The organism is Burkholderia stagnalis, from assembly GCF_039848545.1.
Classification (GTDB): Bacteria; Pseudomonadota; Gammaproteobacteria; order Burkholderiales; family Burkholderiaceae; genus Burkholderia; species Burkholderia stagnalis.
Map to the genome: position 1 here is coordinate 572,730 of NZ_CP156687.1, position 21,245 is coordinate 593,974.

Consider the following 21,245-nt stretch of genomic DNA (forward strand, 5'->3'; position numbering starts at 1 on the left):
ATGCGCGGGCGGCCCGGCGCGGACGACGCACCGGGCCGCCTGCGTGTTTCAGCGCATCTGCGTGAGCCAGCCGCCGTAGTCGGCGTCGCTGCGCCGCTGTTTGACGTGCTGCCCGCGCTCGGCCACGTCGCGGGTTTCGCTCGGCGCATGGCCGAACGCCTGCTTGAATGCGCGGCTCAGCTGCGTATTGCTGTTGAAACCGTAGCGATAGGCCAGGTCGCCGATCCGGTGGCGCGTGCTGCCGGGCGACATGAGCGCGCGATGGACCGCGAGCAGGCGGCGCTTGCGGATGTAGTTCGCGACGCCGCCATCCTGTTCGAACAACCGGTAGAGGCTCGAGCGCGAAATGCCGATATCCTTGCAGATCCGCTCCGGAGACAGATCCGGCGACTCCAGGTTCTGCCGGATGTACTCCTTGATCTTCACGTACAGGGTCGCCAGGAGTTCGTTTCGCGCATTCGCGGCGTCCGCCCCGAACGGGTTCAGCATCGCTTTCACCAGGCTCAGCGTCGCCTCTTCGGCGTGCAGCGCTTCGGACTGCGACAGCGTGCCGATCCGTTCGATCAGGATTCTCAGATAATCCTCGAGCAGCTGGCTCATGTTCCCGCTGAAGATCGTGCCGTGAATGTTCGACGGCAGGTTGGGCAGCGCATCGCGCGCGACCAGCAAGGTGATCGCGTCGCCGGCCTGGATTTCACGGTGATAGGGGCGAGCCTGGTCGACGACGAGGACTTCGCCAGGCCGTACCGACACCGCGCGCCCGTCGATTTCACCGTGCACCGCGCCGGCATGCCGGAAGTTGAATGAATAGTTGTCCAGCCCGTCCCGCCGGATGAAGGGCGTCGAACGGTTCAGCGCATACATGAGCGGCATGCTCGCGCCGTCCGGCTGGCGATAAACCCATTTTCCCATCGAGATGTTGCCGAGCGTATATCCAGTGAACTGGTAGTCGATGGCCGGATCGATCGGCGCGATCGGCGTGAATTCCGACACCGAATACTGCGCCCGCCATGCTTCGAGACGTTCGGCAGCCGGATAATCCTGCAGGGAAAACCAATAGGGCGAACGTATCTCGGTACTCATGCGCGATCCTCGGCTCTTTATTTGAATGCCTCAGATCATAATGTTTATTTCTTTCAGAAAGTTTGACAATGCAGAAAATAAACATGATTTCTGAAGATGTAATTCTTATATCCATATAATTCATCTTCATCACCTGCCTATATGGGGACAGAATTTTCTGCAAAATCCCGTCCAGGAGCCCGGATTATTCACGAGGATCGCCAAATAAACACAAAGTTAATCGAACGGATATGTCCCAATTAATAATATGCCTGTCTGATGTGGCGGTTTTTTCAAGAATCCCGGTCATACCCCTGCACGGCGCACCGCGGCGTCGCGGCGCGCGGGCCGCCGCAGCCCGAGATGATCGCGCAGCGTGCGGCCGGCATAGTCGCTGCGAAACCGCCCGCGACGGCGCAGCTCGGGCAGCACGAGCGCGATGAAATCGTCGAGCCCGCCGGGCAGCGTCGGCGCCATCACGTTGTAGCCGTCCGCGCCGTAGTGCACGAAGCGCGCCTCGAGCTGGTCGACGATCTGCTCCGGCGTGCCGACCAGTTGCCAATGGCCGCGCGCGCCCGCGATGCGCAGGTAGAGCTCGCGAATCGTCAGGTTCTCGCGGCGCGCAAGCTCGAGCGTCAGCACCTGCCGGCTCTTGCTGGCATTGGTTTCCGGCAGCGGCGGAATCGGGCCGTCGAGCGGATATGCGGACAGGTCGAACCCGCCCGTGAGGCCCGACACGAGCGCGAGCCCGACCGTCGGGTCGATCAGCGACTGCAGCGCGTCGAATTTCTCTTTCGCTTCGCTTTCGGTGCGGCCCACGACCGGGAACACGCCCGGCATGATCTTCAGCGTGTCGGGGTCACGGCCGAACGCGGCGAGCTGGCCCTTCACGTCCGCATAGAACGCGACGGCGTCGTCGAGCGTCTGCTGCGCGGTGAAGATGACCTCGGCCGTGCGCGCGGCCAGCCGCGTGCCGGCCGGCGACGCACCGGCCTGCACGACGACCGGATGCCCCTGCGGCGGCCGTGCGACGTTCAGCGGCCCGCGCACCTGGAAGAAGCGGCCGCGATGGTCGAGCACATGGCGTTTCGCCGGATCGAAGAAGCGGCCCGCTGCGCGATCGCGCACGAACGCGTCGTCGTCCCAGCTGTCCCACAGGCCGCGCACGACGTCGGCGAATTCCTCCGCGCGCGCATAGCGCTCGGCGTGCTCGAAATGCGCGTCGCGATTGAAATTGCGCGCTTCGTGCTCGCTCGACGACGTGACGAGGTTCCAGCCCGCGCGGCCGCCGCTGATATGGTCCAGCGACGCGAACTTGCGCGCGATGTGGAACGGCTCGTTGAAACTCGTCGACGCGGTGCCGACGAGGCCGATCCGCTCGGTCACGGCCGCGAGGGCCGACAGCAGCGTCAGCGGCTCGAACTGCGCGACGTAGCTGTGCGCGGTGCGGCTCAGGAATTCGACGTCGTCGCCGCGCGTGCCGACGCCGTCCGCGAGGAACACGAGGTCGAACTTCGCCGCCTCGGCCGCCTGCGCGAGCCGCGCGTAGTGGCGAAAATCGACGCCCGCGTCGGCCTGCGAGCCGGGATGGCGCCACGCGGCGATGTGATGGCCGGTGGGGTACAGGAATGCGCCGAGGTGCAGGTGGCCGGTGCGGTGGGTCATCAGGATGATTCCGGAAAGGAGGCCGCGCGCGCGGCCGGATCAGAACACGCGCCCTTCGGTCAGGTGCGTCGTCACGCCGTTCAGCGCGTAGTCGCCGATCACGCGCGCCTTGTGCAGCAGCGGGTTGTGGCTGAAGATCGTGCGCAGGTTGCGCCAGTGCCGGTCGAGGTTGTGGGTGCGCGCCGTCGCCGACGCGCCGCCGACTTCGAACAGCCGCTCGGCCGCATGCAGCGCGAGCTTGCCGACGACGAGCTGCGTGCGCGCGGTCGCGAGCGCGCTGTCGAGCACCAGCGCATGGGCCTCGGCATCGCCGGCTTCGATCGCATCCGCGGAACGGTCGAGCGCCCGCGCGTTGTCGCGCACGAGCGCGTCGATCGCGTGACCGTGCGCGGACAGCTCGCCGACGATCTGCTGGATGAAATGATCGTCGCGCGCGGTCGGCGCCGGGCTGTGCAGCACCGGGCGCCCGTGCTCGAGCACATAGCGGCGCGCGTCGGCGATCACGTTGCGCACGATTCCCGCCGCCGTCGCGACGAGATGAAGCTGCCGCAGCGCGCCGCAATGGCGGCCGACGAGCGACGAGCCGTCGCGCGCGGCGACTTCGTCCGCGAACACCTGCACGTCGTCGAGCAGCAGGCTGCCGCTCGCGGTCATGCGCTGCCCCATCCCGTCCCAGTCGTCGAGCACCTGCACGCCATCGCGCGCGACCGGAATGATCACGGCCAGTGCGTCGCCCTGCTCGTTCTCCACGTTGATGCGCGCGAAATCGGCAAACGCGGTGCCCGTCGAATAGTATTTGCGGCCCGTCACGCGATGGTGGTCGCCGTCCCGGCGCAGCACGGTCGTGTTCTCGCCCGGCCGCGACGTGCCGCGCTCGGTCGACGCGCCGCCGAAGATCGCACCGGCCAGCGCGCGTTCGAGCTGCACGTCGTTGAACGGCGTGCGCGGCGACAGGCGCAGCGTCTCGGTCATGTCGTAGTGGATGCGCAGCGCGTGCGCGAGATTCGAGTCGGCGGCGGCCAGCGTCGCGATCGCGTCGAACAGATCGACCAGCGTGCCGCCAAGGCCGCCCCGCGCCGCCGGAATGCGCAGCACGCCCAGCGCCGAGCGCCGGAAGATCGCGAAACCCTCGAACGGCAGTTCGCGGCGCGCCTCGCGTTGCGCGGCGTCCTGCCCGATCGCATTCGCGAGATCGGGTAGCTCGGCAAGCGCGTCGCGCAATGCATCGCGCGTGCCGAGCACATCACGGGTATTCATTCAACGGTTCCTTGTGCTCGAACGCGCGCCGCAACGCCGGCAGTTCGAGGTTCGCGCGAAAATCCCCGCCCGGATAATCGGTATCGACCAGGCTGCGACGGCGCAGCTCGGGCAGCAGGCCGTTGAGCAGCAGATCCTCCTGGTCGGGCTGGCCGAGCCCATGCAGCGTCAGCACGTCGACGAGCCCCGCCCGATAGCGCGCTTCGATCGCATCGGCGAGCTGCTCCGGCGTGCCGGCGACGGACCAGTGGCCCGTTTCCTGCGCGCGGATGATCAATTCGCGCAGCGTCAGGCGCTGCCGCGCGTAGCCGACGAAGATCGCGACGCGTCCGCGCCGGCGATGCACGCTGTCGATGGCCGGCAGCAGCGATTCCGGCAGCGGCTGGTCGAGCGGCAGGTCGCGCAGGTCGACGCCGCCGCCGAGCATGTCGGCGAGCTTCAACCGGCCTTGTTCGTAATCGATGCGCTCGTGCTTGTCGCGCAGCCGCCGCGCGACGTCGGCGTCGGATTCGCCGATCACCGAATGAAACGAGTTCATCACGAGCGGCAGCCGGTCGCCGCGACCGAATGCGGCCGCCTGCCGATGCAGCTCGGCGACGAACGCGCGCGCATCGTCGAGGGTCGGCTGCGACGTGTAGACGACTTCCGCGTATCGCGCGCCGAGCGTCACGCCGCTCGCCGACTGCCCGGCCTGGAACAGCACGGGCCGCCGCTGCGGCGACGGCGGCACGTTCAACGGCCCCTGCACCTGAAAGTGCGCGCCGCGATAGTCGATCGCGCCGAGCTTGCGCGGGTCGATCGACACGCCGCCGCCCGGCCCGCGCCGCGCCGCGGCCGGATCGTTCGCGTCGAACAGCGTGTTGACGACTTCGACGAATTCGGCCGCCCGCGCGTAGCGCCGTTCCGGATCGGGCAACGCCGCCTCGCCGAAGTTTTCCTCGCCGACCGACGACGTGACCGCGTTCCAGGCGGCCCGGCCGCCGCTCACGTGATCGAGCGTGCCGATCAGCCGCGCGAGGTTGTAAGGGTGGTGATAGGTCGTCGATACCGTCGCGACGAGCCCGATGGCCGAGGTCGCCTGGCTCAGCGCGGCCAGCGCGACGATCGGCTCCTGGCTGCCCGTGGTGCCGGCAAGGCCGGCCGGATCGGCCTGCAGCAGGTCGGCGGTGAACAGGCCGGTGATCTTCTCCGCTTCCGCCTTGCGCGCAAGCGCGGCCGCGCGCCGCACGCCCTGTGCGGCGTCCGGGTCGCCGGGCGCGTAAATCACGCTCGCCGCGCCGACGAGCGTCTTCAGCCGCCTGCGTGCGCGGCTCATGACGCGGCTCCCGTCATCTCGCCAACGCGTGCCGCGCCTCGTCCGCTTCTTTCATTCATCTGCATTCCTCTTGATTCGCTTCGATCGGGAGACGCATGCGCTACGCCGCCACCGCCTCGCCCGTCCGCCAACCCAGACGCGGCGCGATATGCAGCACGAAGTCGGTCAGGATCTGCTCGTACTCGTCGGGCGCGAAATCGTACGGCAGTTCGAGACGCAGCTCGCCCACCTGCCGGACGACCGGATCCTCGAGCAGACGCTCGGCGATTTCCGCCGCGCTGCCGACCAGGTCTTCCGCATACAAGGTGCGCCGCGCGCCTTGCGGGCCGCGCGTGCGCGCGACGCGTTCGGCGGCAAACGCGCGATACCGCCGGCGGCTGGCCGAATCCGCGCTGTCGGTCGGCACGACCACGCGGCCGAGCGCGATGCGCGGCGCATCCGCGCGTTGCCAGTTCGAACGGAATGCGTCGATGTGGCTGCGCTGGGTCTCGAAGAAGTCGTCCGAGCGCTCGCCCGAGTTCAGATTGCCGAGCAACAGGTTGAAGCCGTTGCGGCCGGCCCATTCGGCCGACCGGAGCGAGCCGCCGCCATACCAGAGCCGCTGCGTCAGCCCCGGCGCGTACGGCATCACGCGCGGCCGCTCGCGCCCGGCCGGCGATTCGACGAAGCTCTGTGCGTCGCCGAGCAGTTCGCCCGTCAGGTTCGCGCGCAGCCGTGCGACACGCGCGTGCGAAAAGTCGATCTGCTCCGGCGCGGCGTCGAACAGCCTGTCGCCGAGCAATGCGCCGTGCGGCGGCGCGCCCGCGCTGAGCCCGACGTTCAGGCGGCCGCGCGACAGGATGTCGACGGTCGCCAGATCCTCGGCCAGGCGGAACGGATTCTCGTAACCCATCTGGATCACGGCGGCCCCAAGCCCGATCCGGGTCGTGTGCTGGCTCGCCGCCGCGAGAAACGTGGCCGCCGACGACACGGCCCGCTCGAGATGGCGCTGGCGCACCCACGCGCAGTCGTAGCCGAGCGCCTCGCCGATCCGGAACAGGTCGAGCGTCTGCTCGAGGCCCGGCAACGGATCGTCGGCCGCATAGTTGCCCGACGTCAGAAAGCCGATCTGCGTGATGCGCACGCGTTCGTTCGCCTGCGTCATCGCTGCTTCGGCGGCTCGGACACGAGCGCCACCTTGCCATAGCCCGCATCGCTGATCTCGCCCATCGTCGCGATCACGGTGCCGTACGGCAGCGCCTGATCGCCGCGCAGGAAGATCCGGCGCTCGCGATCGCCGCCCGTCGCGCTCGCGAGCGCGGCGCGCAACTGGCCGGCCGCCACCGCGGACTTGTCGACGAACACCTGGCCCTGACGATCGATGCTGACGGCCAGCGGCGGCTTGTCCTCGTTCAGCGGGCGCGCGTGGCTGGTCGGCAGGTCGACCTTGACGCCCGACGCCATCAGCGGCGCGGCGATCATGAACACGATCAGCAGCACCAGCATCACGTCGACGAGCGGCGTGACGTTGATTTCGCTGACCGGCGCGCCGAACGACGCGCCCGGGCCGCGCGGCCCCGACAGTTTCGCGCCCATGATTACGCTCCGCTCGCGGCGACCTGCGCGCCCGCCACCGGCGCGCGCGCGTCGTGCCGGCGCACGTCGTCGGCGCGCTCGGCCCCGGCTGCATCGCCGCCCGCATCGGGCCGCGCCTCGCCCGCGTCGAGCAGCCGCGACAGCTCGACTTCGACGCGCCCGGTCAGCGCGCCGAGCTGATTCGCATAGCCGCCGAGATCGCCGGACGCGCGGTTGTACGCGACCACCGCCGGAATCGCGGCGACGAGCCCGAGCGCGGTCGCGAACAACGCCTCCGAGATGCCCGGCGCGACGACCGCCAGGCTCGTGTTGTTGGTCGCGGCGATGCCCTGGAACGAATTGATGATCCCCCACACGGTGCCGAACAGGCCGACGAACGGCGCGACCGAACCGACCGTCGCGAGCAGTTGCAGCCCGCGCTGCAGCTTGTCGAGCTCCGCGCCGATCGCGATCTGGCCGATGCGCGCGAGCCGCTCCTTCAGGCTGTCGAACGTCGCGGACGAACGCGCCAGCCCGCGACGCTCGCTGTCGTCCCATTCGCTGCCGAGCGCCGCGTAGATTCGTGCGAACGGGTCCGACGGCTGCGCGCGCAGCGCGTCGGCGAGCGCTCGCAGGCGCTCGGGTTGGTCGAGCGCCGCGCTCCAGCGCTGCGCGCGGGCACGCAGTTCGCGAAAGCGGATCAGCTTGTCCGCGATCACGGCCCACGTCAGCAGCGACGCGAGCGCGAGCACGATCATGATCGCCTTGACGATCGCGTCGGCCTGCAGGAAAAGATCCCACGGTGAAAGATGCTGGGCGAGTTGTGCTGTCGTCATGGTGCTGGATTCCTTTCTGGTCTGGTCAGTCGGCGGCCGTCACTCTGACTGGTAGACGATCGCGCCTTTCAATACGTAGGACGAGCCGCCGAGATCCGGCAGTTTCGGGAACGGCGCGGCCGCGCGGATCGCGTCGAGCGCCGCGGCGTCGAGCGTGTCTTCGCCCGACGTCTGGATATCGCAGCGCACCAGCGTGCCGTCCGGCGCGAGCACCAGCCGGTAGCCGACGCGCCCGTCGAGATGCTTCAGGCGCGCGAGGCGCGGATAGCGGTCGATCGCGCTGCGGTTGATGCGCTCGAACACCTGCCGCACGTAATCGCTCGGGATGCCCTCCTGGCCGATCACGCGAGCGGGCGCGGGCGTGCTCGGCGCGGCAGGCCGGGCGGGTGCGTCGGCCTGCGCCGCTGGCGCCGCGGGCGGTGCGGGCTCGGCCGAAGGCGCCGCCGGCGCGGGTTGAACCGGCCGGGGCGCAGCCTCGGACGGCGCAGCCGCGCGCGGTGCCGGTGCGCGCGGCGCGTGCGTCTCCGGCGGCGCGGCCACGGTCCGTCGCGGCGGCGGAGGCGCCGGTTGCGCTTTCGGCTGCGGCGGCTGGGGCTGTGCCGGCGCCGGCGCCGCCTGCGTCAGCACGAGCTCGATCGTCCGCTCGGGCGGCGGCTTGTCCGGCGCGTGCGTCGACCACGCGAACAGCGCCGCCAGCGCAAGCGCATGGAGCGCAACCGACGCCGCCGGCCCGCGCGCGTCGCGCCAGTGCGCCGCCATACCGGCCGGGCGCGCCGGTGCGGCCGGCAACGCGAACTCGAACAACGCGGACTCAACTGTACTCATCAGCTACTCCTTGCCGTCGCGGCACGGCCCTGCCGACGCATGCCATTCATCGATCATAATTTCGCCCTCCATCGAACCGAACCACCAAATTCTGCTAAGCAAATCGCCGCCGTCCGGCGGCACGCTTTACAACAGGTAGCGCGCACGCAGGTAGTAGAACCCGCCGCTCACGCCGATCTGCGACGAATAGGTGTCGTACTGGTTGCCGAGCAACTGGTTCTCCGCCGGCAGCTTGCTCGGATACACGTTGAACAGGTTGTTCGCCCCGATCGCCAGCTCGAACTTGCGCGTGACCGCATAGCGCACCTCCACGTCGGTAATGAATTTCGGCGTGTTCGAGAAGTGCGCGAACCGCGTGGTCGAGAACGCGTTCGGGCCGCTCCAGTAGCTCTCTTCGCCGGAGGTCGCCCCGAAACGCGTCTCGTGCAGCGTCACGGCCCATTTGTCGAGACGCCAGGTGCCGCCGACGATGATCTTGTTCTTCGGCGTCGAGGCGACCAGATAGCCGATCTGCTGCGCGTCGAGCAGCGTGTTGCCGTTCGCGTCGCTGCCGACGCGCGTCGCGCTCGTCGTATTGAAGTTCACGCCGAGATCCCAGTCGACCTTGCCCCACGACGCGAAATCGCTGTGATAGGTCGCGACGATATCCAGCCCGCGCGTGCGCGTGTTCGCGCCGTTCGTGAAGTAGTTCGCGGTGACGGCCGACAGGCCGGACGGCAGCGTGACGCCGGCCCGCGTCAGCGCGTCGATCGCCGTCTGGCCGCTGTAGGTGCCGCCCTGCACGATGCGGTCGCGGATGTCGATCTGGTACGCGTCGATCGTCACGTTCAGCTTCGGCAGCGGATTGAGCACGAGGCCGACGTCGATATTGGTCGATTTTTCCGGCTTCAGCGGCACCGCGCCGAGGCTGCGCGCGGCGGCCGAGTTCGCGGCCAGCAGCCCGTTCGCGGAGAACGGCGAGATGTTCAGGTTCGTGAAGTTCTGCTCGGCGAGCGACGGCGCGCGGAACCCGGTGCCGACGCTGCCGCGCACGGCGATCGCCGGCGTGATGTCGTAGCGCGTCGACAGCTTGCCGTTCGCGGTGCTGCCCACGTCGTTGTAGTGCTCGAAGCGCCCCGCGAGGTCGACCTGCCAGTTCGGCGCGAGCTTCGTCGCGAGATCGGCGTAGGCGCCGAGCACCTCGCGCGAGGCCGACAGCGCGCTGATCGACGACAGGCCGGGCAGCGCCTGCGTGCCGCCGCCGTACGTCGACGCCGCGTCGCCCGCGCCGACCGAATAGCTTTCGTGACGATGCTCGACGCCGACCGACACGTTCAGCGGCGCGGGCAGCAACGGCAGCCGGAACGCGCGCGACAGGTCGAGGTTGTTGGTCCACTGCGTATTCTGGAAATTCGACAGGTGAAAGCGCGTGGGCGTCGCGCCCGTATCGGCGAACAGGCTCGTGTTCGCCGAGTTGACCATGCCGATGTTGACGTTGTCGCTGCCGTACGTCGTGCTGAGATCCCACGCCCAGCCGAACAGGCGGTCGCCCTTCACGCCCGCGGTGATCGAATAGTCGTTCTCGCTGATGGTCTCCTGCGGCGTGAAGCCGTTCGGATAGATCTTCGGCAGCACGGACGGCAGGCGGAAGTTCTGGTAGCTGCTGCCGTCGCGATGCGCATACGTGCCGAACCCGTAGAGCTGCACGCCGCCGTCGAGCAGGTAGCCCGCGTTGAATGCGACCGCCTCGCGCGTGCTCGCGGGCGAACCGAGGATCAGGTTGTCGTCGCGGCCCGTGCGCGGATCGGCGCCGGTGCGCACCGTATGGTTCTGCCGGTTGTATTCGGCGCTCAGGTCGAGAAAACCCGCATCGCCGAGACGCAGCCCGATATTCGCCGCGTTGTTCTGCGCGAGGCCGTCGCCGCGATAGGTCTGCCCGGTCGTGTTCGACAGCTCGCCGCCCTTGTAGTCGGACTTGAGGATGATGTTGATCACGCCCGCGATCGCATCCGAGCCGTATTGCGCCGACGCGCCGTCGCGCAGGATCTCGATGCGGTCGACCGCGCCCACCGGGATCAGGTCGACGTCGACGCCCGTCGAACCCTGCTGCGGCCCCTTGTCGAGCGAGATGTTCGCGGTCGAGTGCCGGCGCTTGCCGTTCACGAGCACGAGCACGTGATCGGGGCTCAGCCCGCGCAGCGTCAGCGCGCTCGTCAGGTTGGCGGCGTCGCCGCCCAGCGCCTGGCGCGCGACCGACGGCGACAGCTGCACGAGCGCATCGCGCAGGTTGGTCTGCCCCGTGCTGCGCAGCGCTTCGCCGCCGATCACGTCCACCGGGTTCGCGCTGTCGCCGGCCTTCTTCGCGGTCTCGCGCGTGCCCGTCGTCACGACGACGTCCTGCACGCTGCCGGCGACCCACGCACCGTTCGCGGCGCCTGCGTCGGCACCGCGGCCGTTCGCCGCCGGCACGCTCTGTGCCCACGCCGCACCGCCCGACGCGAGCCATCCCGCGGCGAGCGCCAGCGCATGGACACGGCTGCCGCGCCACCCCTTCGCGCTTGTCCTGTCATTCCCGATCGATCGCAATTGCATCCCCTTTCGAGCGCGTCGCGCCCACCCCTGCCGTTTGTCGTGTTTTCCCGCGTGCTCGATTCCCGTCACGCCGATACGATGATCGCGTGCCGCATCGTCATTGCTGAAATAAGGAATACACATTTGTTTTTGCCTGCCGGGCGTGAAAGGAAATCGCGCATGCGATGCGAACCCGGTCATTCATCGGCGCTCAAGCGGACTGAGCCGGATGCACGGCGCGATCGAGCAGCGCAAGCAACGCGGCATTCACGGCGTCGGGCCGTTCGAGCATCAGTTGATGGCCGCACGCGGGCAGCACGTCGAACGTCGCATCCGGCAGCGCATCGGCCAGCGCGCGCCCGCCGGCCGGCGGCGTGAGGCCGTCCGAGTCGCCCGCCAGCACGGCGATCGGCAGCGCCAGCGCGGCCAGCCGCGCAGCATCGGGCCATGGCGCATCGCGCACCACGGCCTGGAACGTCGCCATCCGGTTGCGGCGCGCGATGCGCGATTCGTAAGCGACGAGCGCCGGATCGGCCTGCGGATGCCACGCGAGCCGCCGGAAGCGCCGCGCGAACACGGGCTTGATCCATTCGAGCAGCCAGCCCGGCAGCGCCGGCGGACGTGTCACGGGGCGCGCGAGCTGCGTGCCGAGCAGCAGCGCCCCGCTCGCCTCGCGCAGCCGCCCGAGCGCCGCGAGCCGATCCAGCAGCGCGAGCGTGCTGCCCGTGCCGAGCGAATGGGCGACCAGCACGTTGTGCGTGCCCTGGTAGCGGTCGAACAGCGCGAGGTAGTCGCGCAGCGTTTCGTCGCCGTGATAGGCGCCGCTCTGCGCATGCGGGCGCGGACTGTCACCGTGGCCCAGGAAATCCCATGCGACGAGCCCGTAGCCCGCATCGGCGAGCGTCCGCCACTGCGCGCGCCACTGGTTCTTGTTGCCGCCGCCGCCGTGCGCGAAGAACACGACGGTGCCCGCGTGCGGCGAGCCCGGCGGCGCCGCGCGCTGCGCGACGCTCAGCGTGCGCCCCGCGCGCACCTCGACCGGCACGCCGGCCACGACGTTCGTAACGGATGTCATGGTTGTTCCCCGTTGATTGGACAGGCATGCCGGGTCGCTTCGGCCGCGTCGATCCCGGCCGCGCGCGCCGGCAACACCGGCATCGCGTCGAGCAGCGCACGCGTATACGGATGGCGCGCAGCCCCGAAGATTTGCGCGGTATCGCCCAGTTCGACGATCCGTCCCGCCCGCATCACCGCGATCCGGTCGCAGATCTGCGCGGCCACGCGCAGGTCGTGCGTGACGAACACGATCGCCATCGCGCGGCGCCGCTGCACGGCCGCGAGCAGCGCGAGCACCTGCGCCTGCACCGACACGTCGAGGCCCGACACCATCTCGTCGGCCACGAGGATCGACGGATCGAGCGCCAGCGCACGCGCGAGGCTGATGCGCTGCCGCTGCCCGCCGGAGAATTCGTGCGGATGGCGCGCGAGCGCGTCCGGCGGCAAGCCGACCTGCGCGAGCAGCTCGGCCGCGCGCCGATGCGCGGCGGCCCGGCCCACGCCATGCGCGCGCGGGCCGGTCGCGACGATCTGCGCGATCGTCTGGCGTGCGTTCAGCGACGCATGCGGATCCTGGAACACCATCTGGATCTCGCGCCGCAGCGGGCGCAGCGCGCGTTCGGCGACATGTGCGAGATCGTGCTCGCCGCGCAGCACGATGCGGCCGCTGTCGACGCGCGCCAGGCGCACCAGCGCACGCGCGAGCGTCGACTTGCCGGAGCCCGATTCGCCGACGATGCCGAGCGTTTCGCCCGCGTGCAGCGTAAAGCCGACGTCCGCCAGCGCGTCCACGCCGCGCCGGCCGCGCGCGGGCAGGAACGGCAGCGGGCGGCGCGCCGCGTAGTGCTTGTGCAGGCCCTGCACGTCGAGCAGCGGCACGCCGCTGCGCACGACCCTGCGCGGCTCGGCGCCGGCGCTTCCGCGCGGCACGGCATCGAGCAGCGCGCGTGTATACGGATGGCGCGGCGCACGCAGCACGTCGGCCGCGCGGCCGCTCTCCACGAGTTCGCCGTCGCGCAGCACCGCGACGCGATCGGCAACCTGCGCGACCACCCCGAAATCGTGCGTGATCAGCAGCACGCCGGTTCGCGTCACACGGGTCGCCTGCGAAATCAGCGCGAGGATCCGCGACTGCGTGGTGACGTCGAGCGCGGTCGTCGGTTCGTCGGCGATCAGCAGCGCCGGTTCGAGCGCGAGCGCCATCGCGATCAGCACGCGTTGCCGCTGGCCGCCGGACAATGCATCGGGATACGCGTGCCTCAGCCGTTCGGGCTCCGGCAGGCCGACGTCGCGCAGCAGCGCCGTCACGCGCGCGGTGCGCGCAGCGCCCTCGCCGCGGCCGCTCAGCACGCGATGCACGCGCAGCACCTCGTCGACCTGCGCGCCCACCGTCATCAGCGGGTTCAGCGCGGCGAGCGGCTCCTGGAAGATCATCGACACGAGCCGCCCGCGCACGTCGCGCCATTCGGCGTCGCTGCATTGCGCGAGATCCCGGCCGCGCAGCGCGATGCGCCCGGCCGCATGCCGCACGCCGTGCGGCAGCAAGCCCGCGATCGACGCCGCGAGCAGCGACTTGCCCGACCCGGACGCGCCGACCACGCACCGCACCTCGCCGGGCGCGATCGTCAGCGACACGTCGCGCACCGCGTCGCGGCGCTCCGCGCCGGGCGGCAGCGCGAGCGTCAGGCGTTCGATCGACAGCAGCGGCGCATCGCTCATCGCACGCGCTCCGCACGCGTTCGCGCGATGGCCGACGCATGACGCAGGCCTTCGCCGACGCGATTGACCGCGAGCGCGGTCGCGACGATCGCGAGACCCGGCCAGATGCTCAGCCACCACGCGTCGCGCATCACGTTGCGCGCCGCGCCGATCATGAAACCCCAGCTCATCTGCGACGGATCGCCGAGCCCGAGGAACGACAGCGCCGACTCGGTCAGGATCGCGGTCGCGACCATCAGCGCGGCCAGCACCGCGAGCGGCGGCCACACGTGCGGCAGGATCTGGCGCCACACGAGCGCGGCCGGCGATTCGCCGGCCAGCCGCGCGGCCAGCACGAACTCGCGGCGCGCCAGCCCGATGAATTCGCCGCGCACGAGCCGCGCGATCGCCGGCCACGATGCGGCGGCGATGGCCGCGACCGTCGATTCGAGCGACGCGCCGAGCACGGCCGCGATCGTGACCGCGACCGCGAACTGCGGAATCGTCTGGAACAGCGCGGTCACGCCCATCAGCGCCCGGTCGATCCAGCCGCCGCACCAGCCGGCCAGCGCGCCGATCGACGCGCCGAGCGAGAAGGTCGCGAGCGTCGCCGCCAGCCCGACGAACAGCGATACGCGCGCGCCCCACAGGAGCCCCACCAGCACGTCGCGTCCGAGCATGTCGGTGCCGAGCGGATGGCCGGCGTGCAGCAGCGGCCGCAGCATCGGCTCGCCGGCCATGCGCCACGGCGACGGCAGCCACAGCGGCGCACTCAGCGCGACGAGCGCGGCGACGCCAAGAAACAGCGTGCCGGCCAGCGCGCCCGGCGCGCGGGCGAAACGGCGCAGGAAGCGGCCCGTCATCGCCCCTCCCGCACGCCGGCGCGCGGATCGACGAGCCCGTACAGCGCGTCCGTCAGCGCGTTGAACACGACCACCAGCGCCGCGACGACGGCCAGCAGCCCGAGCAGCACCGGATAGTCCCGCTGCAGCAGCGCGTCGTACATCAGCCCGCCGAGCCCCGGCCATGCGAACACGATCTCGGTGACGAGCGCGCCGCCCGCGAGCTGCCCGAGCTGGAGCCCGCCGAGCGTGACGACCGGCAGCAGCGCATTGCGCAGCACGTGGCGAATCATCACGCGCGGCTCGGCCGCGCCCTTCGCGCGCGCGGTCCGCACGAAGTCGCGCTCGATCACCTCCAGCATCGCGGCGCGCGTGAGCTGCACGTAGATCGCGCCGTAGACGAGCCCGAGCGTCGTGGCCGGCAGGATCAGGTGCGCGGCCACGTCGAGTGCGTGCCGCCACCCCGCATAGCCGGCGCCGACGCTCTCCATGCCGAACGACGGCAGCCGGCCGAGCACGACCGAGAACGCGATCACGCTCACCAGCGACAGCCAGAACAGCGGCGTCGCGTAGACGATCACCGCCAGCGCGCCGATCGTGCGCGCCACGCCGCGCGCCCACGCGCCGCCGCGCGACTCGCCCCAGGCGGCCACGGCGCCCGCCGTCACGCCGGTGACGACCGACACCCCGAACGCCGCCGCCATCAGCAGCAGCGTCGCGGGCAGGCGCTCGGCGACGAGCTGCAGCACGGGCAGCTGGTTGCGGTACGAGAAACCGAAATCGGCGTGCGCGAGATCGCGCAGATACCGCGCGAACTGCTCGACGAGCGGCCGGCCGAGCCCGAGCTGCGCGCGCAGCCGCTCGACATAGGCGGCGTCGCCCGCGCCCGCGTCGCCGGCGAGCATGAGCGCGGGATCGCCGGGCGCGAGCCGGACCAGGAAGAAGTTCACGACCAGCACGCCGAGCACGACCGCAAAGCCCCGGAATACCGTCGACGTCAAGCGCAGCGCGGCGTTCATCGCGTCATCCGATCCATGTGTCCTCGAGGCTGTCGTTCACGCTGGTAGCCGTGCGCAGCAGGTTGTGGACGTTGCGCCGATACACCGTCGGGTTGACCATCTCGAAGATGTTCGCGATCGCCGCGTCGTTCGCGAGCGTGGCCTGGATCTGCGCATAGTGCGCGCGGCGCGCGGCCGGGTCGGTCGCCTGCGCGGCCGCGTCCCACAGCGCATCGGCCTTCGGGTTGCGATAGCCCTCGACGTTGCCGAACGGCGAGCCCTTCGAGATGCCGTCGATCCGGTACAGCGGCGCGACGCCGAAATCGGGGTCCGCGTTCTGGAACAGGAAGTTGTAGCTCAGGTCGAAATCCCAGTTCGCGACGCGCGCATACCAGCCGGCCGCGTCGGTCGTCTGCACGCGCAGCCGGAAGCCGGCCTGGCCGAGCGCCTGCTGCGTGTATTCCGCGACGCGTTCCCACGCGCCGCCCTTCTCGCCGTTGAGCAGCACGAGCGGAAACCGGCCGACGTCGACGCCCGACTGGCGGATCAGCGCGCGCGCCCGTTGCGGATCGTACGCGAAGCGCGGCACGTTCGGATCGTAGAACGGCGACGACGACACGAACGGCCCGTTCGCGACTTTCCCGTAGCCGAAGAAAATCCGGTCGACGATGAACTGGCGATCGAGCGCATGCAGCACCGCCTGCCGCACGAGCACGTTGTCGAACGGCGGCTTGCGCTGGTTCAGCTCGAGAAAGGCCATCCCCGTGAACAGCTCCCAGCCCTGCGTCGTGAGCGCGACGTCCGGCAGCTTCGCGAGCCGCGCGAGGTCCGCATAGTCGACGTCGCCCGCGCGCAGCGCGTGGATCTGCCCGCGCTCGAACGCGATCGCACGCGCCGCCGCGTCGGGCACGATGTTGAACACGATCCCGTCGAGATACGGCAGCCCCTTCTTCCAGTAATCCGGATTGCGCGCGAGGCGGATCGCCGCGCCGCGTTTCCATTCGCGGAACACGAACGGCCCGGTGCCGACCGGACGCTGGTTCGCCGGGTTGCTGCGCGGGTCCTTGCCCTGGTACAGATGAGCCGGCAGGATCGGCAGCAAGCCGCTGCCGAGCAGGCTGACGAGCCCCGCGTACGGCTTCTTCAGGCGGATCGTCACCTGCAGCGTGCCGCTCGCGTCGATCGACGCGACGTACTTGTCGAACGTCACCTTCGTGCGCGGCAGCGCCTGCGGCGCGATTTCCTTCAGCGTGACGACCACGTCCTGCGCGCCGAACGGCTGCCCGTCGTGCCAGCGCACGCCCGGCTGCAGGTCGAACGTGTAGGTCAGCCCGTCGGCCGACGCGCGCCAGCTGCGCGCGAGCACCGGCACCGGCTTGAGTTGCGGGTCGAACACGAGCAAGCCCTGGAAGATCTTGCCGCCGACGTATTGCGACGCGACGTGCGGCGTCAGCGCGTTGACCAGCGACGGCGGTTCGGGCTGCGCGAACAGCGACAGCGTGCCGCCGCGCACCGGCGCCGCGGCAGGATCCGCCGCGAACGCGCGGGCGGCGCCGCCGAGCCCGGCCGCGGCCCATGCGGACGCGAGCAGATAACGGCGCCGCGCGGGATCCCGCGGCGCGAACGGCGACGGATTCGAGAGCGTGTCGTTCATCACAGGTAGCCGTGGCGCGGCGGGTTGACCTGGTTGAGCAGGTAGTTGCCGATCGCGTGGTATTTCCAGCGCACCGGGTCGTGCAGCGTGTGGGTGCGCGCGTTGCGCCAGTGGCGGTCGAGGTTGTACTCGCTCAGCACCGAGCGCGTGCCCGACAGCTCGAACAGCTTGTTGGTCGCGAGGATCGCGAGCTCGGTGCTCAGCACTTTCGCGGCCGCGACCTGCACCGACGCCTGCGCGACCTGCGCGTCGTCGAGTTCGGCCGGCAGCGCGCCGAGCGCCGCGGCCGCGCGGTCGAGCAGCGCTTCCGTCGCGAGCAGGCGGATCTGCACGTCCGCGACGTCGCGGATCACGTACGGATCGTCGGACGCGCGCGCGATGCCGCTGTCGGCCCACGGCCGGCTGCGCGTGCGCACGAAGTCGATCGTGTCGGCCAGCGCCGCGCGCGCGATGCCGACGTCGATGTTCGCGTGCAGGTACTGCGACACGGGGCCCGCGAGCGTCGGCCGCTCGAACGCGGCCTGGATCGACACCACGTCCTGCGCGTCGACCTCGACGCCCGACAGCGTCAGCGTGCCGCTCGCCGTCGTGCGCTGCCCGAAGCCGCTCCAGTCGTCGGTGATCTCGAGCCCCTGCCGGTCGCGCTCGACGAGCGCCTGCACGTAGCGGCCGTCGTCGTCGAGCGCGAGCACCGCGATCCAGTCGGCGAACAACGCGCCCGTCGAATAGAACTTCTGGCCGTCGAGCACGAGCCGCCCGCCGCGCCGCGTGAGCCGCGTCGCGATCTCCAGCGCGTTCTTCGTGCCGCGCTCGGACGCCGCATGGCCGATCCGCGCGCCGTCGAGCGCGAGGCCGAAGAACTTGCGGCGCTGCGCGTCGTCGCCCGTCAGCCGGATCACGTCGAGCGCGTGGAAATGGTTCTTCGGCAACTGGCCGATCGACGGGTCCGCCTGCGCGATGGTGCGCACGACTTCGCCGAGCGTCGCCAGCGACACGTCCGCGCCGTCGAACGCGCGCGGCACGGTGATCCCCCACAGGCCGCTGCCCGAGAACAGGTCGAGCTCCGCGAACGGCAGCCGCCGCTCGCGATCGCGCAGCGCCGCGTCGCGCGACAGCTCGTCGGCGAGACGGCGCGCGGTTTCGAGCGCATGCGCGCCGTCGGCGATGCGGCTCGCGGGCGGGCGGGAAGAAAGCGGGAGCGACGCGCGGGCCGGCGTGTCGGCGGACGTGAAAGCGTTCATGGAAATCCTCGAGGTCGGAGCATGGCCTCCGTCCAGAGCAAGCACCGTGCCATTGCCGTCCTGTCGGCCTGCACGGCCGCGACGCCACGCGCGGCGCGCTGGATTTCCAGCGAGATGGCGCAAATGCAGCACGCCGCGCGCGGCGCGGCGGCACTGCTGCATTTCCAGCAAAACGACCGGAATGCGCGCCCGTCCGCTCGGGCGGGCGGCCGACCCTTTCGTCGACGAACCCATACGCGGCGCGTCCGTGCGCGCATTGGCACGCCTGTTGCAATCCGCCTGTCCACGCGCCGCCGATTTGCGGCGCCATCGGCCGGAAGCGCGACGCCGCGCCGAACCACACGCACAACACGCGCAACGACTTGGGGATCTACGGATGAATTACACGATGTTGAGCGCCTCCCTCGGCGCGTCGGCGCTGCTGGCCGCCGCGCCGGGGCTGCATGCGCAGGCGCAGCCGGCGCAGACGGCGAAACCGGTTGCCGCGCCGGCGGCGGCCGCGTCACCGTCGAGCACGACGCAGGCGAAGGCGGCCGCGCCGGTCGCGGAAGCGCAGCTCAAGGACGTCGTCGTCACCGCCGAGCGGCGGCTGCAATCGGCGCAGCGCGTCGGCACGTCGGTGTCGGTCATCTCGGGCGACGAGCTGAAGACGCTGAACGTCGAGACCGTCAACGACCTGCAGCACGCGACGCCGAGCGTCGAAGTCGAGCCCGCGTTCGGCGGCGGCCAGCCGCAGTTCCGGATTCGCGGCGTCGGCTTCACCGACTACACGTCGAACAACGCGTCGACGGTCGGCGTCAACGTCGACGACATCGCGTATGCGCTGCCGATTCAGACGCAGGGGCAGCTGTTCGACATCGCGCGCGTCGAGGTGCTGCGCGGCCCGCAGGGCACGCTGTACGGCCGCAACACGACGGGCGGCACGGTGAACTTCATCACGAACCAGCCGACCCGCGATTTCGAAGCGGGCGCGAGCGTCGAATACGGCACGCACAACCTGCTGACGACCGAGGGCTACGTGTCCGGGCCGCTGAGCGACCGCGTGCGCGGCCGCTTCGCGTTCACGACGCAGGATTTCGGCGCGTGGCAGAACAATCGCGCGACCAACCAGACGCTCGGCAACCACGACAGCGCCGCCGCGCGCGGGCAGCTCGACTGGGACGTCACGCGCGATTTCAAGCTGCACTTCGGCGCGCACGGCGGCTTCGACAAGTCGGACAACACGGGGCTGTACCTGTTCACGCCGTACACGTCGGCCAAGACCGGCGAGGTGATCCCGGCCGATGCGGACCACACGAAGACCGGCTGGGGCGTGAGCCCCGCGTTCTCGCGCGCGACGGGCCTGTCGACCGATGCGAAGCCGGGGCGCGACAACGTGAACGGCGGCGTCGACCTGACCGCGACGTGGAACCTCGGCCCGGTCGAGCTGAAGAGCATTACTGCGTACAACACCCTGCACCGCCGCGAATATGCGGACTGGGACGCCACCCGGTATCACGATTCCGACGAATACTTCGACGACACCGTCAACGAAGTCACGCAGGAACTGCGCGCGTCGTCGCGCGGCGATACGCGGCTGCGCTGGGTCACCGGCCTGTTCTACTCGCACGACGATCTCGACGAGAAGTTCTATTCCGACTTCAGCGACCGGCTCGGCTTCATCGCGCTCACGCGCTACCGGCAGTCGGTGGATACGCTCGGCGTGTACGGCCAGGCGACCTGCGACATCACGAAGCGCCTGCGCGGCATCGTCGGCCTGCGCCAGGAACACGAGCGGCGCGAACTGCGCGGCTTCGGGTCGGGCATGCTCACGCCGTCGTTCGTGCCATTCGCGGGCTTCCAGGGCGGCGATGCGAACCAGTCGCTGACGTCGAACGGCACGTCCGGCAAGATCGGCCTCGAATTCGACCTCGCGCCGGCGACGATGCTTTACGCAACCGTCAGCCGCGGCTACAAGTCGGGCGGCTTCACCGCGCACAACACCGGCAATTCGAACGCGCTCGCGCCGTTCAAGCCCGAAACGCTGACCGCGTACGAAGTGGGCTTCAAGAGCGACCTCACGCGTTCGCTGCGCTGGAACGTGTCGGCGTTCCATTACGACTACCGCGACCAGCAGGTGCTGTCCGCCACCTTCGACCCGAACTCGCAATCGCTGATCGGCACCTTCGTCAACGCGCCGAAATCCCGCATCGACGGCTTCGAGACGGACCTGAAATGGCAGCCGTTGCGCGGCCTCGAGATTTCGCAGTACGTCGGCTACAAGAGCGGCAAGTACACGTCGCCGTTCGTCACGTACAACACGCAGGCGTCGGCGGCCACCGGCCGCAACGTGTTCAGCGACTACAACGGCACCGCGCTCAGCTTCCCGCGCCTGAGCTATGGCGGCCAGGTCGCGTACAGCTGGCTCGCGGGCGGCTACCGGGTGCGCGCGGAGACGAACTACAGCTACCGCGACGCGTATTCGCAATTGCTGCTGCTCGGCCCGAACTACACGGTCGACGGCTACTGGCTGTTCAACGCGAGCCTGACCGTCACGTCGCCCGACCGGCACTGGGACGTCGCGCTGTGGGCGCGCAACCTGTTCAACCGCCAGTACGACCTGACGAAGAACTTCTTCCTGCCCGGCACGAACGTCGCCGCGGCGGGCCCGCCGCGCACCGTCGGCGTGCGCGTGAGCTACACGTATTGAGGA

General features: G+C 70.0%; 16 protein-coding genes. 1 reads left to right on the forward strand and 15 read right to left on the reverse strand.

Features of this window, described 5'->3' with window-relative positions:
• Positions 1-48: 48 nt before the first annotated feature.
• The 15 genes from ABFO07_RS33320 to ABFO07_RS33390 all read right to left on the reverse strand — a co-directional run bounded on the left by ABFO07_RS33320 (position 49) and on the right by ABFO07_RS33390 (position 18,553).
• Entirely contained in the window at positions 49-1,083 is a 1,035-nt protein-coding gene (locus ABFO07_RS33320) for a helix-turn-helix domain-containing protein (protein WP_059810104.1), read from the reverse strand.
• A 285-nt stretch (positions 1,084-1,368) separates the two neighbouring features.
• Entirely contained in the window at positions 1,369-2,727 is a 1,359-nt protein-coding gene (locus ABFO07_RS33325) for an LLM class flavin-dependent oxidoreductase (RefSeq protein ID WP_059557733.1), read from the reverse strand.
• A 39-nt stretch (positions 2,728-2,766) separates the two neighbouring features.
• Positions 2,767-3,984, reverse strand: a complete 1,218-nt coding sequence (locus ABFO07_RS33330; RefSeq protein WP_347469759.1) for an acyl-CoA dehydrogenase family protein — start codon at positions 3,982-3,984, stop codon at positions 2,767-2,769.
• Positions 3,971-5,299: an NtaA/DmoA family FMN-dependent monooxygenase gene (locus tag ABFO07_RS33335; protein WP_347469760.1), complete on the reverse strand. Its 1,329-nt coding sequence runs from the start codon at positions 5,297-5,299 to the stop codon at positions 3,971-3,973. Before ABFO07_RS33335 ends, ABFO07_RS33330 begins: the two co-directional genes overlap by 14 nt.
• 100 nt (positions 5,300-5,399) lie before the next feature.
• Complete coding sequence (locus tag ABFO07_RS33340; RefSeq protein WP_124479652.1) at positions 5,400-6,443, reverse strand: LLM class flavin-dependent oxidoreductase; 1,044 nt, start codon at positions 6,441-6,443, stop codon at positions 5,400-5,402.
• The gene (locus tag ABFO07_RS33345; protein ID WP_059557741.1) at positions 6,440-6,874 is read right to left on the reverse strand and encodes an ExbD/TolR family protein; all 435 of its coding nucleotides are present in this window, start codon (positions 6,872-6,874) and stop codon (positions 6,440-6,442) included. The genes ABFO07_RS33340 and ABFO07_RS33345 overlap by 4 nt, the downstream gene beginning before the upstream one ends.
• Before the next feature lie 2 nt (positions 6,875-6,876).
• The gene (locus tag ABFO07_RS33350; protein ID WP_347469761.1) at positions 6,877-7,689 is read right to left on the reverse strand and encodes a MotA/TolQ/ExbB proton channel family protein; all 813 of its coding nucleotides are present in this window, start codon (positions 7,687-7,689) and stop codon (positions 6,877-6,879) included.
• Positions 7,690-7,728: 39 nt separating this feature from the next.
• The gene (locus ABFO07_RS33355; protein WP_081064502.1) at positions 7,729-8,514 is read right to left on the reverse strand and encodes a TonB family protein; all 786 of its coding nucleotides are present in this window, start codon (positions 8,512-8,514) and stop codon (positions 7,729-7,731) included.
• Positions 8,515-8,640: 126 nt separating this feature from the next.
• Complete coding sequence (locus ABFO07_RS33360) at positions 8,641-11,085, reverse strand: TonB-dependent receptor plug domain-containing protein (protein WP_060149426.1); 2,445 nt, start codon at positions 11,083-11,085, stop codon at positions 8,641-8,643.
• A gap of 190 nt (positions 11,086-11,275) precedes the next feature.
• A complete protein-coding gene (locus ABFO07_RS33365) occupies positions 11,276-12,139 on the reverse strand; it encodes an alpha/beta fold hydrolase (protein ID WP_124490690.1) in 864 nt (287 codons plus the stop codon).
• Positions 12,136-13,839 carry an ABC transporter ATP-binding protein gene (locus ABFO07_RS33370; RefSeq protein WP_347469762.1) on the reverse strand — a complete coding sequence of 568 codons (1,704 nt, stop codon included), beginning with the start codon at positions 13,837-13,839 and terminating at the stop codon, positions 12,136-12,138. The genes ABFO07_RS33365 and ABFO07_RS33370 overlap by 4 nt, the downstream gene beginning before the upstream one ends.
• Positions 13,836-14,681, reverse strand: coding sequence for an ABC transporter permease (locus ABFO07_RS33375; RefSeq protein WP_059891656.1), 846 nt, complete (start codon positions 14,679-14,681; stop codon positions 13,836-13,838). The genes ABFO07_RS33370 and ABFO07_RS33375 overlap by 4 nt, the downstream gene beginning before the upstream one ends.
• Positions 14,678-15,679, reverse strand: coding sequence for an ABC transporter permease (locus ABFO07_RS33380; protein WP_060014938.1), 1,002 nt, complete (start codon positions 15,677-15,679; stop codon positions 14,678-14,680). Before ABFO07_RS33380 ends, ABFO07_RS33375 begins: the two co-directional genes overlap by 4 nt.
• A gap of 4 nt (positions 15,680-15,683) precedes the next feature.
• Entirely contained in the window at positions 15,684-17,312 is a 1,629-nt protein-coding gene (locus tag ABFO07_RS33385) for an ABC transporter substrate-binding protein (RefSeq protein ID WP_230951343.1), read from the reverse strand.
• Positions 17,312-18,553: an SfnB family sulfur acquisition oxidoreductase gene (locus ABFO07_RS33390; protein ID WP_347469763.1), complete on the reverse strand. Its 1,242-nt coding sequence runs from the start codon at positions 18,551-18,553 to the stop codon at positions 17,312-17,314. Before ABFO07_RS33390 ends, ABFO07_RS33385 begins: the two co-directional genes overlap by 1 nt.
• A 388-nt stretch (positions 18,554-18,941) precedes the next feature.
• Here ABFO07_RS33390 and ABFO07_RS33395 point away from each other — a divergent pair, with 388 nt between their 5' ends.
• A complete protein-coding gene (locus ABFO07_RS33395; RefSeq protein WP_347469764.1) occupies positions 18,942-21,242 on the forward strand; it encodes a TonB-dependent receptor in 2,301 nt (766 codons plus the stop codon).
• Positions 21,243-21,245: the final 3 nt, after the last annotated feature.

What these genes read in the sequence shown, in the direction of transcription:
- ABFO07_RS33320 (WP_059810104.1), bottom strand. Translation starts at nt 1,083, where the DNA reads ATGAGTACCGAGATACGTTCGCCCTATTGGTTTTCCCTGCAGGATTAT.
- ABFO07_RS33390 (WP_347469763.1), bottom strand. Translation starts at nt 18,553, where the DNA reads ATGAACGCTTTCACGTCCGCCGACACGCCGGCCCGCGCGTCGCTCCCG.
- ABFO07_RS33360 (WP_060149426.1), bottom strand. Translation starts at nt 11,085, where the DNA reads ATGCAATTGCGATCGATCGGGAATGACAGGACAAGCGCGAAGGGGTGG.
- ABFO07_RS33345 (WP_059557741.1), bottom strand. Translation starts at nt 6,874, where the DNA reads ATGGGCGCGAAACTGTCGGGGCCGCGCGGCCCGGGCGCGTCGTTCGGC.
- ABFO07_RS33375 (WP_059891656.1), bottom strand. Translation starts at nt 14,681, where the DNA reads ATGACGGGCCGCTTCCTGCGCCGTTTCGCCCGCGCGCCGGGCGCGCTG.
- ABFO07_RS33355 (WP_081064502.1), bottom strand. Translation starts at nt 8,514, where the DNA reads ATGAGTACAGTTGAGTCCGCGTTGTTCGAGTTCGCGTTGCCGGCCGCA.
- ABFO07_RS33335 (WP_347469760.1), bottom strand. Translation starts at nt 5,299, where the DNA reads ATGAGCCGCGCACGCAGGCGGCTGAAGACGCTCGTCGGCGCGGCGAGC.
- ABFO07_RS33365 (WP_124490690.1), bottom strand. Translation starts at nt 12,139, where the DNA reads ATGACATCCGTTACGAACGTCGTGGCCGGCGTGCCGGTCGAGGTGCGC.
- ABFO07_RS33340 (WP_124479652.1), bottom strand. Translation starts at nt 6,443, where the DNA reads ATGACGCAGGCGAACGAACGCGTGCGCATCACGCAGATCGGCTTTCTG.
- ABFO07_RS33385 (WP_230951343.1), bottom strand. Translation starts at nt 17,312, where the DNA reads ATGAACGACACGCTCTCGAATCCGTCGCCGTTCGCGCCGCGGGATCCC.
- ABFO07_RS33325 (WP_059557733.1), bottom strand. Translation starts at nt 2,727, where the DNA reads ATGACCCACCGCACCGGCCACCTGCACCTCGGCGCATTCCTGTACCCC.
- ABFO07_RS33395 (WP_347469764.1), top strand. Translation starts at nt 18,942, where the DNA reads ATGTTGAGCGCCTCCCTCGGCGCGTCGGCGCTGCTGGCCGCCGCGCCG.
- ABFO07_RS33380 (WP_060014938.1), bottom strand. Translation starts at nt 15,679, where the DNA reads ATGAACGCCGCGCTGCGCTTGACGTCGACGGTATTCCGGGGCTTTGCG.
- ABFO07_RS33350 (WP_347469761.1), bottom strand. Translation starts at nt 7,689, where the DNA reads ATGACGACAGCACAACTCGCCCAGCATCTTTCACCGTGGGATCTTTTC.
- ABFO07_RS33330 (WP_347469759.1), bottom strand. Translation starts at nt 3,984, where the DNA reads ATGAATACCCGTGATGTGCTCGGCACGCGCGATGCATTGCGCGACGCG.
- ABFO07_RS33370 (WP_347469762.1), bottom strand. Translation starts at nt 13,839, where the DNA reads ATGAGCGATGCGCCGCTGCTGTCGATCGAACGCCTGACGCTCGCGCTG.